The sequence below is a fragment of the Mesorhizobium sp. B263B2A genome, from assembly GCF_020165775.1.
Lineage (GTDB): Bacteria > Pseudomonadota > Alphaproteobacteria > Rhizobiales > Rhizobiaceae > Mesorhizobium > Mesorhizobium opportunistum.
Genome location: NZ_JAIUIU010000041.1, coordinates 24,338 through 38,714, shown reverse-complemented (window position 1 = coordinate 38,714; position 14,377 = coordinate 24,338). Strand labels below are relative to the sequence as shown.

Here is a 14,377-nt window from a genome sequence, read left to right as displayed (position 1 = left end):
TGGGATGCGCTGGGCATTCCCTATGGTTCCGCCGGCCGGCCTTCTGTCGCCAAGAGCGACCGGATCGTTCCGCTGCTGGTGCCCAAGTCAGGCGGCTGAAAGCCCGTTTGAAACTCAACTCCGGCGGGATCTGAGGCACCAGAGCGACTTCAGTTCGGGCTTCACCGCTTGGTCAGACAGTTCCCATCCACTTCGCCAGCCGGTGCGCGGCCTCCTCGATCTGGTCGAGGCGGCGGTGGAAGCACAGCCTGAGGAAGGCTTCGCCGCCGGGACCGAAGGCGGTTCCCGGAGCCAGGCCGACATTGGCCTTGTCGACGATATCGAAGGCAGCGGTGCGGGAATCGGTGATGCCGTCGACGGTGAAGAACAGGTAGAAGGCGCCTTGCGGCACGGTAAACCGGGCGCGGCCGGTGGCGCCGAGAATGCCGCAGACCAAGTCGCGCGCCTTCCTCGCCCGCTCCACCTGTTCGGCGACGAAACCATCTCCCTCGTCGAGAGCTGCGACCGCGCCGCGCTGCATGAACTGGGCGACGCCGGAATTCGAATACTGGATCAGGTTCTCGAACACCTGCTGCAGGCTCGGATGCGTCTTGATCCAGCCGACGCGCCAGCCGGTCATCGCCCAGTTCTTGGAAAAAGAGTTGACGAACAGGATGCGGTCTTCCGCCGTGGCGATGTCGAGGAAGGACGGCGCGCGGCCATGGCCATAGTGGAACAGCGAATAGATCTCGTCGGCGATGATCCACACGTTCTTGGCGCGGGCGAGATCGAGGATCGCCCGCAAGGTTTCGTGATCGGCGGTCCAGCCGGTCGGGTTCGACGGCGTGTTGATGAACAGCGCCTTGGTGCGCGGGGTGATCGCCGCGGCGATCTTCTCGACGTCGCAGGACCAGCCATTGCCGGAATGATCGAGCGTGACCGCCACCGGAACGGCGCCCGACAGGGCGGCGGCGGCGTCGAAATTCGGCCAGGCCGGCGACAGATAGATCACCTCATCGCCGGCGCCGGCAAGAGCGGTAAGGGACATCTGGATGGCATGCATGCCGGATCCGGTGACGATGAACTGTTCCTCCGGGAAGGTCTTGGCGAAATGCCTGGCGTAGTAGCGGGCCAGCGCCTGCCTGAGGTCGGGAATGCCCCTCTGCCAGGTGTAGAACGTCTCGCCGCCGGCCAGCGCCTTCGACGCGGCATCGGTGATGAAGGCCGGTGTCGGCAGGTCGCCCTCGCCGGCCCAGAGCGGGATCAGCCCCTCACGCAGGCGGCCGTAATTGACGACGGCGACAATGCCGCTCTCAGGTGCGGCACGGGCTTCGGCGCGAAAGCTGTCGATCAGGCTCATGGACAAATCCGTTTTCGATTAGAGTTGCCGCTCTTTACCAGATGCTCGAACAGAAAACCCCGGCCGCGAACGGCCGGGGTTTTGGTCCAGCAACGGTTGGCTACGCTATCGCTTGGCGAGCAGATCGCGGATTTCGGTCAGCAACACAACATCGGCGGGTGGCGGCGCGGCGGGGGCCGCAGGCTTCTCGGCCTCGAGCCGCCTGCGCAGATTGTTCACCGCCTTGACCATGAGGAAGATGATGAAGGCGAGGATAAGGAAGTTCAGCACCACCGTGATGAAGCTGCCATAGGCAAAGACCGCACCCTGTTTCTTGGCGTCGGCCAGCGAGGTGGCGTTCACGGCAGAGGACAATCCAAAGAAATAGTTGTTGAAGTCCAGGCCGCCGAAAATCGCACCGACGATCGGCATGATGATGTCGTTGACAAGGGAATCGACGATCTTGCCAAACGCAGCGCCGATGATGACGCCGACGGCCAAGTCCATCACGTTACCCTTGGAAATGAATTCCTGGAATTCTTTCAGCATTCGACCCTCCTTGTCATGACCGGCCGCGTTGCCGCTCCGTCCTTGCGGCATCGACCTGAAGGCAACATAACAAAAACCTGGAGTTGCAACATGGGCAAAAAGGGGAAAGCAACCGCTTTCTCCTTGGGTAGCGCCCGGGCTCGGTTCGTAGCCGCGATCATGCTGCCAAAGCCGCAATGGACTCCGGCGCCAAGCTGTGATTGCGTTCGCACAAGCCGGATAAAAAGGCGGCAAGGGAGGAAATTCCAGGCGTGCAGGGCTTGTTCATCGTCATCATCGCGATCGCCTATGTGACGCTGCTGTTCGCCATCGCCAGCCTGGGCGACCGCCGCTCGGCCGTCTCCGGACCCGGACGCGCGCGGCCCTTCATCTATGCGCTCAGCCTTGCCATTTACTGCACCTCCTGGACCTTCTTCGGCTCGGTCGGGCTCTCATCCGAGCGCGGCCTCGAATTCCTCGGCATCTATACCGGCCCGGTGCTGGTGTTCGTGTTCGGCTTCCCGCTGCTCAACCGCATCGTGCGGCTGGCCAAGACCGAGAAGATCACCTCGATCGCCGACTTCCTTGGCGCCCGCTACGGCAAAAGCTTCACCGTCGCCGCGATCGCCACGCTGATCGCGACAATTGGCGCGGTGCCCTACATCGCGCTGCAGCTGAAGGCGATCTCCGGCTCTGTCAGCCTGATGGTCGAGCACTATACGGGATCGCCGCCCTCCTTCGATCCGTTCGTCAGCGACATCTCGCTGGTCGTCGCCATGCTCTTGGCGCTGTTCGCGGTGCTGTTCGGCACCCGACACGCCGACGCCACCGAGCACCAGGACGGGCTGGTGCTGGCGGTGGCGGTCGAGACCGTGGTCAAGCTTGCCGCCTTCCTGGCGATCGGCCTGATGGTCACCTTCCTGATCTTCAGCGGACCGGGCGACATGTTCGCCAAGCTGGCTGAGAATGGGCAGGTGCATCAGGCGATGGGCTACAACACTTCGCTCGCCACCTGGCTGGTGCTGACGGGCTTGAGCGGCTTTGCCATCATCCTGTTGCCACGGCAGTTCTACGTCACGATCGTCGAGAACCGCGGCGAGGCCGAACTGCGCACCGCGACCTGGGTGTTCCCGCTCTACCTCGTGGCGATCAACCTGTTCGTGCTGCCGATCGCCTTTGCCGGCCTGTCGCTGGTCGGCACCGGCACCAGCAGCGATCTCTACGTCTTGTCGCTGCCCCTGTTCAGCGGCCATGACGTGCTCGCTATGACAGCCTTCATCGGCGGCCTCTCGGCGGCAACGGCCATGGTGATCGTCGAAAGCGTGGCGCTGTCGATCATGATCTCCAACGATCTCGTCATCCCGCTGTTCGTGCGGCGCCTGCTCAAGACCTCGACCTCGGAGAACGAGGACTGGTCGACGCTGATCCTCAATGTGCGGCGCGGGGCGATCTTCATCCTGTTGTTCATCGCTTTCCTCTACTACCGCGAGAGCACCAACAGTGCACGACTGTCATCGATCGGCCTGATGTCGTTCGCGGCCATCGCGCAGTTCGCGCCGGCGCTGGTCGGCGGCCTGATCTGGCGCGGCGCCAACGGCAGGGGTGCCGCGCTCGGCATGGTCGCGGGCATCCTCGTGTGGGGCTACACGCTGCTTTTGCCCTCGCTTGTCGCGCCCGATACCGACATGGTCGTGCACGGGCTGTTCGGCTTCGAGGCGCTGCGGCCACAGGCTCTGTTCGGCACGGTGGCCGAACCACTGAACCACGGCGTGTTGTGGAGCCTGTCGATCAACACGCTGTTCTTCGTGCTTGGCTCGCTGTCGCGCGCCTCGGTGCCGCTGGAGCGCATCCAGGCATCGATCTTCGTGCCGAGGGATGCCGGCCCGATGCCGAGCCTGCGCCGCTTCCGCACCGCCATCACCGTCAACGACCTCAAGGATACGATCGGGCGTTACCTCGGCGTCGAGCGCACCGAACGCTCCTTCCAATCATTCGAGAAGACCAACGGCACCACGCTGCTCGGCAAGGAGCAGGCGAGTATGGACGTCATCCGCTTCTCCGAGCAACTGCTGGCAAGTGCTGTCGGTTCCTCCTCGGCGCGGCTGATCCTGTCGCTACTGTTCCGGCGCCACGACCGCGAATCCAGCGATGCCTTCCGCCTGCTCGACGACGCCACCGAGGCGCTGCAGCACAACCGCGACCTGTTGCAGATCGCGCTCGACCAGATGGAGCAAGGCATCACCGTCTTCGACCGCGATTTCAGGCTGATCTGCTGGAACCGCCAGTACAGGGCGCTCTTCGACCTGCCCGACGACATGGGCCAGGTCGGCGTCTCGCTCGACCAGATCCTGCGCCATCTCGCCGAACGCGGCGACATTCCTGCCGACCAGCGGGTGACGATGCTCAACCGGCTGACCAGTTTCGTCAGCCCGTGGCAGATGGAATTGAAGACCAGCGGCCGCATCCTGGAACTGCGGTCCAACCCGATGCCGGATGGCGGCATCGTCGCCACCTATGCCGACATTTCCGGGCGCGTCGAACAGGATCTGGCGCTGAAACGCGCCAATGAATCGCTGGAGCAGCGCGTCAAGACCCGCACCATCGAACTGACCAGGGTCAATGAGGAGCTGGCGCAGGCGCAAATGCTGGCCGAGGAGGCCAATCTCGGCAAGACGCGCTTCCTCGCCGCCGCCGGCCACGACATCCTGCAGCCGCTGAACGCCGCCCGGCTCTATTGCTCCTCGCTGATCGAGAAGGCCGGCAAGGGGCCGGCCGGAAAGGCGGCGGTCAACATCGAATCCTCGCTGGAATCGGTCGAGACGATCCTGGGCGCCGTGCTCGACATCTCGCGCCTCGATGCCGGCGCGATGAAGCCGGATGACAGCGCCTTCACCCTCGACGGACTGCTGAGCCAGATCGGCAACGACTTCCGGCCGCTTGCCGCGGAAAAGAAGCTCGGTCTGACGATCATGCCATCGTCGCTGACGGTGGTGACGGACCGCAATCTGTTGCGCCGCCTGATCCAGAATCTCGTCTCGAACGCCATCAAATATACCCGCCACGGCCGCATCCTGGTCGGCGTGCGGCGGCGCGGCGAACTGGCGGAGATCCAGGTGATCGACACCGGCATCGGCATTGCCGGTGACAAGCTGAACACGGTCTTTCGCGAATTCACGCGACTGGACGAGGGTGCGCGAGAGGCCGAGGGCCTCGGCCTCGGCCTCTCCATCGTCGACCGCATCGCCCGGGTGCTCAGGCTCGAAATCCGCATCTTCTCCCATCCGGGCAAAGGCACGCGCTTTTCCGTTGTCTTGCCGGTCGCTGCCATGCAGGAGCCGCGACGCGAGATCGAAAAGACCAGAGGCCCTGCCCGGGCGGCGGCTTCGCTGGCGGGATTGCATGTGCTTTGCATCGACAATGATGCCCGCATCCTCGAAGGCATGCGGCTGCTGCTCGAAGGCTGGGGGTGCCATGTCGAGACGGTATCCGGCTCACGCGATCTGGAGACCGCCGCGATCCGCCGCCCGGACATCGTGCTTGCCGACTACCATCTCGACGGTGAAACCGGCCTCGACATCATCGCCAGGCTGCGGGCAACTCATGGCAGCGACCTGCCAGCCGTATTGGTCACGGCCGACCGCTCCAACGAGGTGCGGGCGGCCGCGAGCGAGCTCGAGATCCCGGTGATCAACAAGCCGCTGAAGCCCGCCGTGCTGCGTTCGATGATGGCCAGGGTCAGGCCGCTGGCCTCGGCGGCGGAATAGGTCAGTTCGTCGGCTGCAGCGGGTCGCCGCCGATCTTGGATAGCAGAATCACCGCCTGGGTGCGGCTGTCGACGCCGAGCTTCTGCAGGATGGCCGAGACATGCGCCTTGATGGTCGCCTCGGAGACGCCGAGTTCATAGGCGATCTGCTTGTTGAGCAGGCCTTCCGCCAGCATGCCGAGCACCCGGGTCTGCTGCGGCGTCAGCGCCTGCAGCCGCTTGATCAGGTCCGAGATTTCGGGATCGCGCTCGACGCCGAGATCGATGCCGACGGGTGCCGCGATGTCGCCGGCAAGCACCGACTGCACCGCATTGCGGATCTCCTCCATGCTGGCCGATTTGGAGATGAAGCCGGAAGCACCGAGATCGAGCGCGCGCCTGATCGTCGCCGGGTCATCATGCGCCGAGACCACGACCAGCGGCACCGACGGATGGACGCCGCGCAGCGAAACCAGGCCGGAGAGACCGCTGGCGCCCGGCATCGACAGGTCCAGCAGCACCAGATCGACGTCCTCATTGGCCACGACCAGCGCCTTGGCGCTTTCGAAGTCGCCGGCCTCGTGGATGGCGGCGACATTGCCGATGCCGGCGAGCGCCTCGCGCAGCGCGCCGCGAAACAGCGGATGATCGTCGGCGATGACGAAAGAATAGCCTGACGGCAAATGTCCCTCCCCGAATCCCCGATGATTTTTTAAGCTTTTTCCGGGGCAAGTTGGACGATTATGAGGGGCGGCGCGCTGTTTTCAAGCGGCAAAGCCAGCGCGCCGCGTTTTCCCTTGTCTATAGCGCTCAGGTCTTCTGCGAGTTGAGCTGGGCGCCGTCACCCTTGTCCTTATCCATATCCTTGACGATGCCCATGAAGCCGCGCAGGAAGCGCTCCATGTAGCTCATCGTCTTGTTGAATTCCTCCTCGCTCGGCAGCTTCGATTCGAGCCGGGCGGAGAGCGAATTTTCCAGCTTGGTGACGCGCTCGTCCATCGCCTTCATCGAGGTCTGCAAGCGGTCGACCTCGTCCTGGAACGCGGCGCGCTCGTCGGCCGCCATCTTGCAGACGAGCTGCCCGGAGCGTTCCTCGCAGATCGACATCGCGCCGGTCTGGGTGTCCATGCGGATATAGCCGGTGGCCGACTTTTCCAGCCGGTAGCGGTCGGTTTCTTCCGAATATGCCGAAGCCGCGACCAGCGAAACGAGCGCGGCGGGGATCAAGATGTGCTGCAGACGCATGTTGTCCTCCATGGCCAAAGCCTGAAATATCGTATCTTTGCGCCGGAAATGGGGAAGACCCTTGGCGTGGCCTTTCCCGCACGGCTGGTTCGGACTCGTTTTGACGCAATTCCGGACGGAAAACCGTTTCACACTTGTCCTGGAATTGCTCTATAGCGCAACCATGTCTCAGTTTATCTACAAGATAACCCCGGAAGCGGCGTGGCGCGAGGCCGAAACCAATGGCCGCTTCACTGGTGCCGCGATCGATGTCGCCGACGGCTTCATCCACTTCTCCACGGCGTCGCAGGTCAGGGAAACAGCGGCAAAACATTTTTCCGGCCAGACGGATCTTCTGCTGGTCGCCATCGACGACGCCAGCCTGGGCGATGCCCTGAAATACGAAGTCTCGCGCGGCGGCGCGCTGTTCCCGCATCTTTACGGCGTGCTGGACCTGAAAGCGGTCAAGTGGGTCGAGCCATTGCCGCTCGGCGCCGACGGCACCCACCAATTCCCGCCGCTGGAGGGGCAATGAGCGTGCTCGACCGGCTCGGCCAGAAGCTGCTGTTCACCTTCGATCCGGAAACAGCGCATGGCCTGTCGATCGCGGCGTTGCGCTGCGGCCTGCCAGTTGGCGCGCGAACCGTACGCGACGTCCGCTTGAAGGTCAGCCTCTGCGGTCTCGATTTCCCGAACCCGCTCGGCATGGCGGCCGGCTATGACAAGAACGCCGAGGTGCCCGATGCGCTGCTTGGCCTCGGTTTCGGCTTTGCCGAGGTCGGCACGGTCACGCCGCTGCCGCAGGCCGGCAACCCGAAGCCGCGCATCTTCCGGCTGACGGGTGACGAAGCGGTGATCAACCGTCTGGGCTTCAACAATGAAGGTCATGCGGCTGCCGAAAAACGCCTCGCCGCCCGCAAGGGACGTGGCGGCATCGTCGGGGTCAACATCGGCGCCAATAAGGACACCGCCGACCGCATCGGCGATTATGAGCGCGGCGTCGCCCGCTTTGCGCCCTATGCCAGCTATCTCACCGTCAACATCTCCTCGCCCAACACGCCGGGTCTGCGCAACATGCAGGCGCGCGAACAGCTCGGCGAACTGCTGTCGCGGGTCATGGCCGCACGCGCCGCGGCGTCCGCACAGCCGCCGGTCTTCCTGAAGATCGCGCCGGACCTGGTCGAGGCCGAACTGGAGGACATCGCCGCGGAGGTGACCGAGAAGCGGATCGACGGCGTCATCGTCTCCAACACAACCATTTCGCGACCGGCCTTGCGCAGCGGCGACGTTGCGCGCGAGACGGGTGGGCTGTCGGGCAAGCCGCTGTTCGAACGCTCGACCATCGTGCTGGCGAAAATGCGCCGGCTGCTCGGCCCCGAGAGGACCATCATAGGCGTTGGCGGCGTCGATACTACGGACGCCGCACTGGAGAAAATCCGCGCGGGTGCCGATCTCGTCCAGCTCTACACCAGCATGATCTATGCCGGTCCTGCGCTGCCGGCCCGCATTATTGCAGGGATGGCAAGCTTCATGGAAAAAGGGCGGCTCAAGTCGATCCGTGAATTGCGCGACAGCAATCTCGATCGGTGGGCGTCGAAGCCACTCAGCTGAACGCCGTGCGCATTCGCAGTTGCAGAATCATCAGCAGGCTGAAGCCGCGTGCCAAAAGGAACACGTGCAGCGCCGCCCATAGGCCGTGATTGCCGAAGGCCGGCGCCAAGGTCAGCAGCGCGGCGGCGAAAGCCAGGAACGACAAGAGCATCATGTTGCGCATGTCGCGCGACCAGGTGGCGCCGATGAAGACGCCGTCCATCTGGAACGCCAGCACGCCGCTCAGCGCGGTGAAGGCCGCCCAGGGCAGGTAGATATCGGCCACGGAGCGGACCTCCTGCGATGTCGTGACGACGGCGACCAGATCGGCGCCGGCCAACAGAAGCACCAGCGTCGCGGCCCCGGCCAGCCCGAAACCCCAGAACAGCGTCAGCCGCACGGCCTGACGGAAAGGCTGCTCCGCGCGTGCACCGACGGCGCGGCCGGCGAGCTGTTCGGCGGCGGTGGCGAAACCGTCGAGGAAATAGCCGGCGACGAGGAAGAAATTCATCAAGACCGCATTGGCGGCCAGCGTCACGGTGCCGAACTGCGCGCCCTGGCGCGTGAACAGCGCGAAGGCGGCAAGCAGCGAGAACGAGCGGATCATGATATCGCGGTTGAGCGACATCATGCGCAGGAAGGCGGATATGTCGAGCAGGCGATGGCGCGGCAAGGGCGGCGCCGTCCGGAACCGCCTGATAACGATGGCCAGACCGAGCAGCATGGCCAGGAATTCGCCACTGACGGTCGCCCAGGCGACGCCGGCGACGCCCCAGCCAAGTTTCAGTCCGAGCAGGAAGCAGAGCGCGATGTTGATGCCGTTAAGCACCAGTTGCAGCACCAGCCCAAGCCCGCCCTCGCCGCGTCCCAGCACATAGCCAAGGATGGCATAGTTGATCAACGAGAAGGGCGCGGCGAGCAGCCTGATCCTGATATAGACGCCCATCGCCTCGCTGACGCGCGGTCCGGCATCCATGAACCACTGGCCGCCGACGGCGATCAACGGCGAAAGTGCCGCCAGTACGATGCCGGCGACGACCGCGATCAGCACCGCGCGCCAGAACACCGCCTGTTCCTCGAGCGCGTCGCCACGCCCGAAAGCCTGGGCGACGAGGCCGGTGGTGCCGGAGCGCAGGAAATTGAAGCTGGTGAAGACGACGTCGAAGACCAGCGCGCCCGCCGCCAGGCCGCCGAGCAAGGCGGCATCGCCGAACTGGCCGATCACGGCCGTATCGACCAGGCCGAGCATCGGGGTCGTCAGATAGGCAAGCGTCATCGGCACCGCGATGGCGAGCACGGAACGGTTGGTGACGACGAAAGGTCTCGCGTCGGCTGTGGTCGCGCCCTTGTCCAAGGATTGCTGCCTTGCTGATTGCGGCTTGATCGAGCGTCCGATGTGCCCCATTTTCCTGCCACCGCGCAATCACCCTTGCCGCGACGGCCAACCGAAATCCCGGTCTGGCGCGAGCCCGCCGGACCCAGTCCATGCCCCTGCAGATCGTCCACCATCCCGACTACGACGCCGGTTTCGCCGTCAACCACCGCTTTCCGATGAGCAAGTATCCGCTGCTGATGGAAGCCTTGCGCGCACGCGGCCTGGCCGGCGCGCTCAACACGGCGGAGCCCGCGTCGGCATCATGGCTGAAGCTTGCCCATGCGGCCGATTATGTCGATCAAGTCATCGGCTGTTTTGTGCCGGAAAAAATCGAGCGTGAGATCGGCTTTCCGATCGGCCCGCGAGTTTCACGTCGCGCGCAGCTTGCAACGGGCGGCACTATACTGGCGGCTCGGCTCGCCTTGCGCCACGGCATCGCCTGCAACACCGCCGGCGGCAGCCATCATGCGCGGCGCGCGCAAGGTGCCGGCTTCTGCACCTTCAACGATGTCGCCGTTGCCGCGCTGATGCTGCTCGCGGAGGGCGCCGCGCACAACATCCTTGTCATCGATCTCGACGTGCATCAGGGCGACGGGACGGCGGACATTCTGGGCGATGAACCACGCGCGTTCACATTTTCAATGCATGGCGACCGCAACTACCCGGTTCGCAAGATCGCCTCCGACCTCGATGTCGCGCTGCCCGACGGCACCGGCGATGCAGCCTATCTCGAAAGGCTCGCCGCGATCTTGCCGGAATTGTCGGCCAAGCGGCATTGGGACATCGTTTTCTACAATGCCGGCGTCGACGTCCATGCGCAGGACCGGCTTGGCAGGCTGGCGCTTTCCGACAACGGCCTGCGCAGCCGCGACGAGATGGTGATCGGCCATTTTCGCGCAAACGGCATCCCCGTCTGCGGTGTCATCGGCGGCGGTTATTCCACGGATGTGCCGGCACTTGCCGCGCGCCACGCCATCCTGTTCGAGGCCGCCTCGGGTTATGCCTGACGAACTTTTTCGAGCACGGCCTACTTCCGGTAGTTGGCGATCCTGAGCAGGATGAAGGCCGGAACGACGATCGCGGCGCCGAGCAGGATATAGCCAAGGAAGCGGTCGATGGCGCGGAAGCCCAGGTTCCAGATATCCATGAAGAACTTCTGGATGCCATAGAAGACATCCATCGGCGACCAGCCGAAGGCATTCATGACAAGGCCGACGAGGAACGAGACCACCAGCAGCTTCAGGATCACCCTGAACGGCGAGTCGCCGAGAAAACGCGTCAGTGCGGACAAGGCCGTCTCCCGATTGAGATGCCCAGACTCACAGGCACTGTCCAGAGATACGTGCTTGGCGGTCATCCATCAAGCCGGCGCGGTCTGCACGGCAGAACCTGCCGCGTTGAACCGTGACCGTTGGCGGCGCCGAACCCGGTGACCGGCCGACAACCCATCCATTGGCCTGTGACTTATCTGTTTTCTAACCAATTGCCGCTATTGCCGTTCCAAGAGCGGGAGCCAGGCTTTGGCGGGAACAGGAAAAATCGGCGCGCACCGCACAGTCATGCTGTCGGTCGTGGTGCCATGCTACAATGAGCGCGACGGCGTGGCGGAGCTTCATCGACGCGTCAGTGCCGCATGCCTCGGGCAAAGCCATTCCTACGAGATCGTGCTTATCATCGACGGGGCGACCGACGGCACCCGCGAGGCCATTTTCGAACTGGCCGAAAAGGACGACCATGTGGTCGCCATCGACCTTGCCCGCAATTACGGCCATCAGATCGCGCTCAGCGCCGGGCTGGAATTCTGCCGCGGCGAGCGCATCCTCATTCTGGACGCCGACCTCCAGGATCCGCCCGAACTGCTCGGCGCCATGATGGCGAAGATGGATGAAGGCTTCGACGTCGTCTACGGCCAGAGGGTGAAGCGCGACGGCGAGAGCTGGTTCAAGCTGGCTTCCGCCTCGATGTTCTATCGCTTGCTGGGCCGGATGGTCGATGTCGAGATCGCGCAGGATTCCGGAGACTTCCGGCTGATGAGCCGCCGCGCGGTGGACCATTTGAACGCGATGCCCGAGCGCTACAGGTTCATTCGCGGCATGGTGAGCTGGATCGGGCTGAGGCAGGTCGCCTTCCCCTATGAAAGGCACCGGCGCTTTGCCGGCACCACCCACTATCCGCTGAAGAAGATGGTTCTTCTGGCGGTCGACGCGATGACCAGCTTTTCGATCGTGCCTTTGCGGTTCGCCTCGCTGCTGGGCATGATGTTCGGCGTGCTCGGGCTGGTCGTGCTCGGCTATACGCTGTTCGAATGGTCCAGGGGCAACGTGGTGCCCGGCTGGACGAGCCTTGCCGCGATCATGCTGATCATGGGCAGTGTGCAGCTTCTGGTGCTCGGCATATTCGGCGAGTATCTCGGCCGCATGTATATGGAGACCAAGCGGCGGCCGCTCTACTTCGTCAACGAAATCGTTTCGCGCGACCAGCCAGCCAAGGACAGCGACCTGCCCGTCCACCGCCTGCAGGAGATGGCGAAAAGGGCCGCGCGTGGTTGAGAAGGTCGACCGGATGCAACGGGAACGGCATGGACAGGATGCGGTCGGCTCTTCCGTCTGATTTCTCGCGGATGCTGCGCTTTGGCGCCGTCGGGCTGCTCAACACGGCGCTTGGATACACGCTCATCCTGGCCGGGCTGTGGCTGGGGCTGGGCGACATCGTCTCCAACGCGGCAGGCTACGCAGCAGGCCTCACCCTCGGCTTTTTCCTCAATCGCCGATGGACATTCACAGCCGCCGGCGGCTTTCGCCCCGGCACAGCCGTTCGATACGCGATCACCTTCATTGTCGCCTATAGCGCCAATCTGGGCATAGTGATCGCCGCAATGTCCGCCGGCATCATCGAAAACCCGTTCGTCCATCTGGCTGGAAACTGCCTCTACACCGTCATCTTCTATCTCGGCTCGTCCCGTTTCGTCTTCGTCGGCGGCGCGGATGATGCCGTGGCCGCAACGAACGCGAAATGGCCTGGAGTTGCGACATGACACAGGCCACTGCGATCGTGACGGCGACGCCGTCACTTGGGGACGCGCAACGCATCAGGCTGATATTCTGCCTTCTCTGCGCTTGCGTCGTGGCCTATGTGCTCACCGCCTTCGCCGGCGCGATCCTGCAGGATCCCGACAATTGGTGGCAAGTGAAGGTCGGGCTGGACTTCCTGGCAAACCGGACGTTTCCAACCGTCGACCCCTATTCCTATACGTTCGCCAGCCAGCCCTGGATCGCCAAGGAATGGCTGGGGCAGGTGCTTCTGGCCCTTGCCTACGGTGCGGGCGGCTGGAATGGCGTCGTCACGCTGATCATCGCCACCGTCGGCCTGACGGTCTTCCTGATGGGATGGTTCCTCAGCGCCTGGCTGAAGCCGATCCTGGCGATAGCGCTGGCCTTCGCGGCCGCTTTCCTGGTCGCTCCGATCTATACGGCGCGCCCGCATGTCTTCACCTTGCCGATCATCGTCGTCTGGACGGCAATGCTGTTTCGCGCCGCGCATGAAGAGAAAGCCCCGCCCCTGTGGCTGCTCGTGCTTGTCGTCTTGTGGGCGAACCTGCACGCCACCTTCACCCTGAGCTTCGTCATCGCTGGATTCGCCGGACTGGAGCTGCTGTCACGGATCGGCCTGTCGAAGCCGGCGCTTCTGGCAAAATGGGTTGCGTTCGGACTGCTCTGCCCACTGGTCAGCCTGATGCATCCCTATGGGGTGAAGGCCATCCTGGCCACGTTCACCGTCGCCTATGGCAACGAGGCGGTGCCGCTCATCCTGGAGTGGCGCCCATTCAATGCCCAGGAGCACATCTTCCAGGAAGCGGTGATGCTGCTGGCGCTTTTCGGGCTTTTGGTATCGAGGCTCCGGATCGGCTGGGCCAAGGCGTTGTTCATCGTCTTCGCCTTGCATGTCTATCTCAGCCATATGCGATTTGTGTATCTGCCCTTCCTGTTGATTCCCCTGGTGATTGCGGTCGAGGTCGCGCGGCAGTATCCATCGCTCTCAACCACGACCTGGTTGGCGGAAAAACGTGACGGGCTGGAAAAGCTCTTCGCCAGCCGATTCCATGTGCTCTGCGGGACCATGGCTGTCTTGCTGGTCGGCGCGGTCTTGATCCTCGGCAGCGTCTATCAGGTCGCACCGAGTCCGAAGACATCGGCCAGCGGCGCCCTGGCATTCGCCGGGGATCACCACCTCACAGGCAATGTGCTGAACTCCTACAATTTCGGCGGCACGCTGATTTTCCATGACATCAAGACCTATATCGACGGCAGGACGGACCAGCTGTTCCTGGGCGGGTTCACGAAAACCGATGAAGCGACGGGCAAGAGCGACGGAAGGCCGCTGCTCGAGGCCCAGCTGAAAAAATACGCTGTTGGCTGGGCGCTGCTTACAGCCGACGATACCCGCATCCCGTTCTTCGCGGAATTGGGCTGGAAGCGGGCCTATGCGGACGACTATGCCGTGATCTACCTGCCCGGCGCCTGATTTTTGCAGCGATTTTTCAACGCCGATCTTTCAACGCCTGCGCCAATCGGCTTCATCAATCGAACACCGGTTTGCCTTG

The 14,377-nt window shown here is 63.6% G+C and carries 13 protein-coding genes; 7 read left to right on the top strand and 6 right to left on the bottom strand.

Features of this window, described 5'->3' with window-relative positions:
- Positions 1-172 precede the first annotated feature (172 nt).
- Positions 173-1,339, bottom strand: a complete 1,167-nt coding sequence (locus tag LB568_RS31985) for a pyridoxal phosphate-dependent aminotransferase (RefSeq protein WP_224732280.1) — start codon at positions 1,337-1,339, stop codon at positions 173-175.
- Positions 1,340-1,444: 105 nt separating this feature from the next.
- Complete coding sequence (mscL, locus tag LB568_RS31980) at positions 1,445-1,867, bottom strand: large conductance mechanosensitive channel protein MscL (RefSeq protein WP_013897243.1); 423 nt, start codon at positions 1,865-1,867, stop codon at positions 1,445-1,447.
- A gap of 251 nt (positions 1,868-2,118) precedes the next feature.
- On the opposite strand from mscL, the gene LB568_RS31975 reads away from it, so the two are divergent.
- Positions 2,119-5,610 carry a NahK/ErcS family hybrid sensor histidine kinase/response regulator gene (locus tag LB568_RS31975; protein WP_224732279.1) on the top strand — a complete coding sequence of 1,164 codons (3,492 nt, stop codon included), beginning with the start codon at positions 2,119-2,121 and terminating at the stop codon, positions 5,608-5,610.
- A 1-nt stretch (position 5,611) separates the two neighbouring features.
- Here the strand turns inward: LB568_RS31975 and LB568_RS31970 are convergent, their stop codons facing one another.
- The gene (locus LB568_RS31970; RefSeq protein WP_224732278.1) at positions 5,612-6,271 is read right to left on the bottom strand and encodes a response regulator transcription factor; all 660 of its coding nucleotides are present in this window, start codon (positions 6,269-6,271) and stop codon (positions 5,612-5,614) included.
- Positions 6,272-6,398: 127 nt separating this feature from the next.
- Positions 6,399-6,833 (bottom strand): hypothetical protein, encoded by a 435-nt coding sequence (locus LB568_RS31965; protein WP_023768334.1) that lies wholly within the window; start codon positions 6,831-6,833, stop codon positions 6,399-6,401.
- A gap of 163 nt (positions 6,834-6,996) precedes the next feature.
- Between LB568_RS31965 and LB568_RS31960 the strand changes: the two genes are divergently transcribed.
- Together LB568_RS31960 and LB568_RS31955 are read left to right on the top strand one after the other, a co-directional pair.
- Complete coding sequence (locus tag LB568_RS31960; RefSeq protein WP_224732277.1) at positions 6,997-7,347, top strand: DUF952 domain-containing protein; 351 nt, start codon at positions 6,997-6,999, stop codon at positions 7,345-7,347.
- Positions 7,344-8,423 carry a quinone-dependent dihydroorotate dehydrogenase gene (locus LB568_RS31955; protein WP_224732276.1) on the top strand — a complete coding sequence of 360 codons (1,080 nt, stop codon included), beginning with the start codon at positions 7,344-7,346 and terminating at the stop codon, positions 8,421-8,423. Before LB568_RS31960 ends, LB568_RS31955 begins: the two co-directional genes overlap by 4 nt.
- Here LB568_RS31955 and LB568_RS31950 read toward each other — a convergent pair.
- Positions 8,416-9,756 (bottom strand): MATE family efflux transporter, encoded by a 1,341-nt coding sequence (locus LB568_RS31950; protein ID WP_224732275.1) that lies wholly within the window; start codon positions 9,754-9,756, stop codon positions 8,416-8,418. The two genes, LB568_RS31955 and LB568_RS31950, sit on opposite strands and share 8 nt — an antisense overlap.
- Positions 9,757-9,887: 131 nt before the next feature.
- On the opposite strand from LB568_RS31950, the gene LB568_RS31945 reads away from it, so the two are divergent.
- Positions 9,888-10,784 carry a histone deacetylase gene (locus tag LB568_RS31945; protein WP_224732274.1) on the top strand — a complete coding sequence of 299 codons (897 nt, stop codon included), beginning with the start codon at positions 9,888-9,890 and terminating at the stop codon, positions 10,782-10,784.
- Between the two features lie 20 nt (positions 10,785-10,804).
- Here LB568_RS31945 and LB568_RS31940 read toward each other — a convergent pair whose 3' ends face one another.
- Positions 10,805-11,068 carry a DUF6460 domain-containing protein gene (locus LB568_RS31940; RefSeq protein WP_140572436.1) on the bottom strand — a complete coding sequence of 88 codons (264 nt, stop codon included), beginning with the start codon at positions 11,066-11,068 and terminating at the stop codon, positions 10,805-10,807.
- A 229-nt stretch (positions 11,069-11,297) separates the two neighbouring features.
- Between LB568_RS31940 and LB568_RS31935 the strand changes: the two genes are divergently transcribed.
- From LB568_RS31935 to LB568_RS31925, 3 genes are read left to right on the top strand one after another with little or no spacing between them, the layout of a single operon-like run.
- The gene (locus LB568_RS31935) at positions 11,298-12,326 is read left to right on the top strand and encodes a glycosyltransferase family 2 protein (protein ID WP_412033941.1); all 1,029 of its coding nucleotides are present in this window, start codon (positions 11,298-11,300) and stop codon (positions 12,324-12,326) included.
- 29 nt (positions 12,327-12,355) lie between these two features.
- Positions 12,356-12,811 (top strand): GtrA family protein, encoded by a 456-nt coding sequence (locus LB568_RS31930; RefSeq protein WP_013897253.1) that lies wholly within the window; start codon positions 12,356-12,358, stop codon positions 12,809-12,811.
- A complete protein-coding gene (locus tag LB568_RS31925) occupies positions 12,808-14,298 on the top strand; it encodes a hypothetical protein (RefSeq protein WP_224732273.1) in 1,491 nt (496 codons plus the stop codon). The genes LB568_RS31930 and LB568_RS31925 overlap by 4 nt, the downstream gene beginning before the upstream one ends.
- The last annotated feature ends 79 nt before the right edge of the window (positions 14,299-14,377 follow it).

Coding starts and splice junctions, on each gene's coding strand:
- LB568_RS31985 (WP_224732280.1), bottom strand. CDS start 1,339: ATGAGCCTGATCGACAGCTTTCGCGCCGAAGCCCGTGCCGCACCTGAG.
- mscL (WP_013897243.1), bottom strand. CDS start 1,867: ATGCTGAAAGAATTCCAGGAATTCATTTCCAAGGGTAACGTGATGGAC.
- LB568_RS31965 (WP_023768334.1), bottom strand. CDS start 6,833: ATGCGTCTGCAGCACATCTTGATCCCCGCCGCGCTCGTTTCGCTGGTC.
- LB568_RS31960 (WP_224732277.1), top strand. CDS start 6,997: ATGTCTCAGTTTATCTACAAGATAACCCCGGAAGCGGCGTGGCGCGAG.
- LB568_RS31955 (WP_224732276.1), top strand. CDS start 7,344: ATGAGCGTGCTCGACCGGCTCGGCCAGAAGCTGCTGTTCACCTTCGAT.
- LB568_RS31945 (WP_224732274.1), top strand. CDS start 9,888: ATGCCCCTGCAGATCGTCCACCATCCCGACTACGACGCCGGTTTCGCC.
- LB568_RS31930 (WP_013897253.1), top strand. CDS start 12,356: ATGGACAGGATGCGGTCGGCTCTTCCGTCTGATTTCTCGCGGATGCTG.
- LB568_RS31925 (WP_224732273.1), top strand. CDS start 12,808: ATGACACAGGCCACTGCGATCGTGACGGCGACGCCGTCACTTGGGGAC.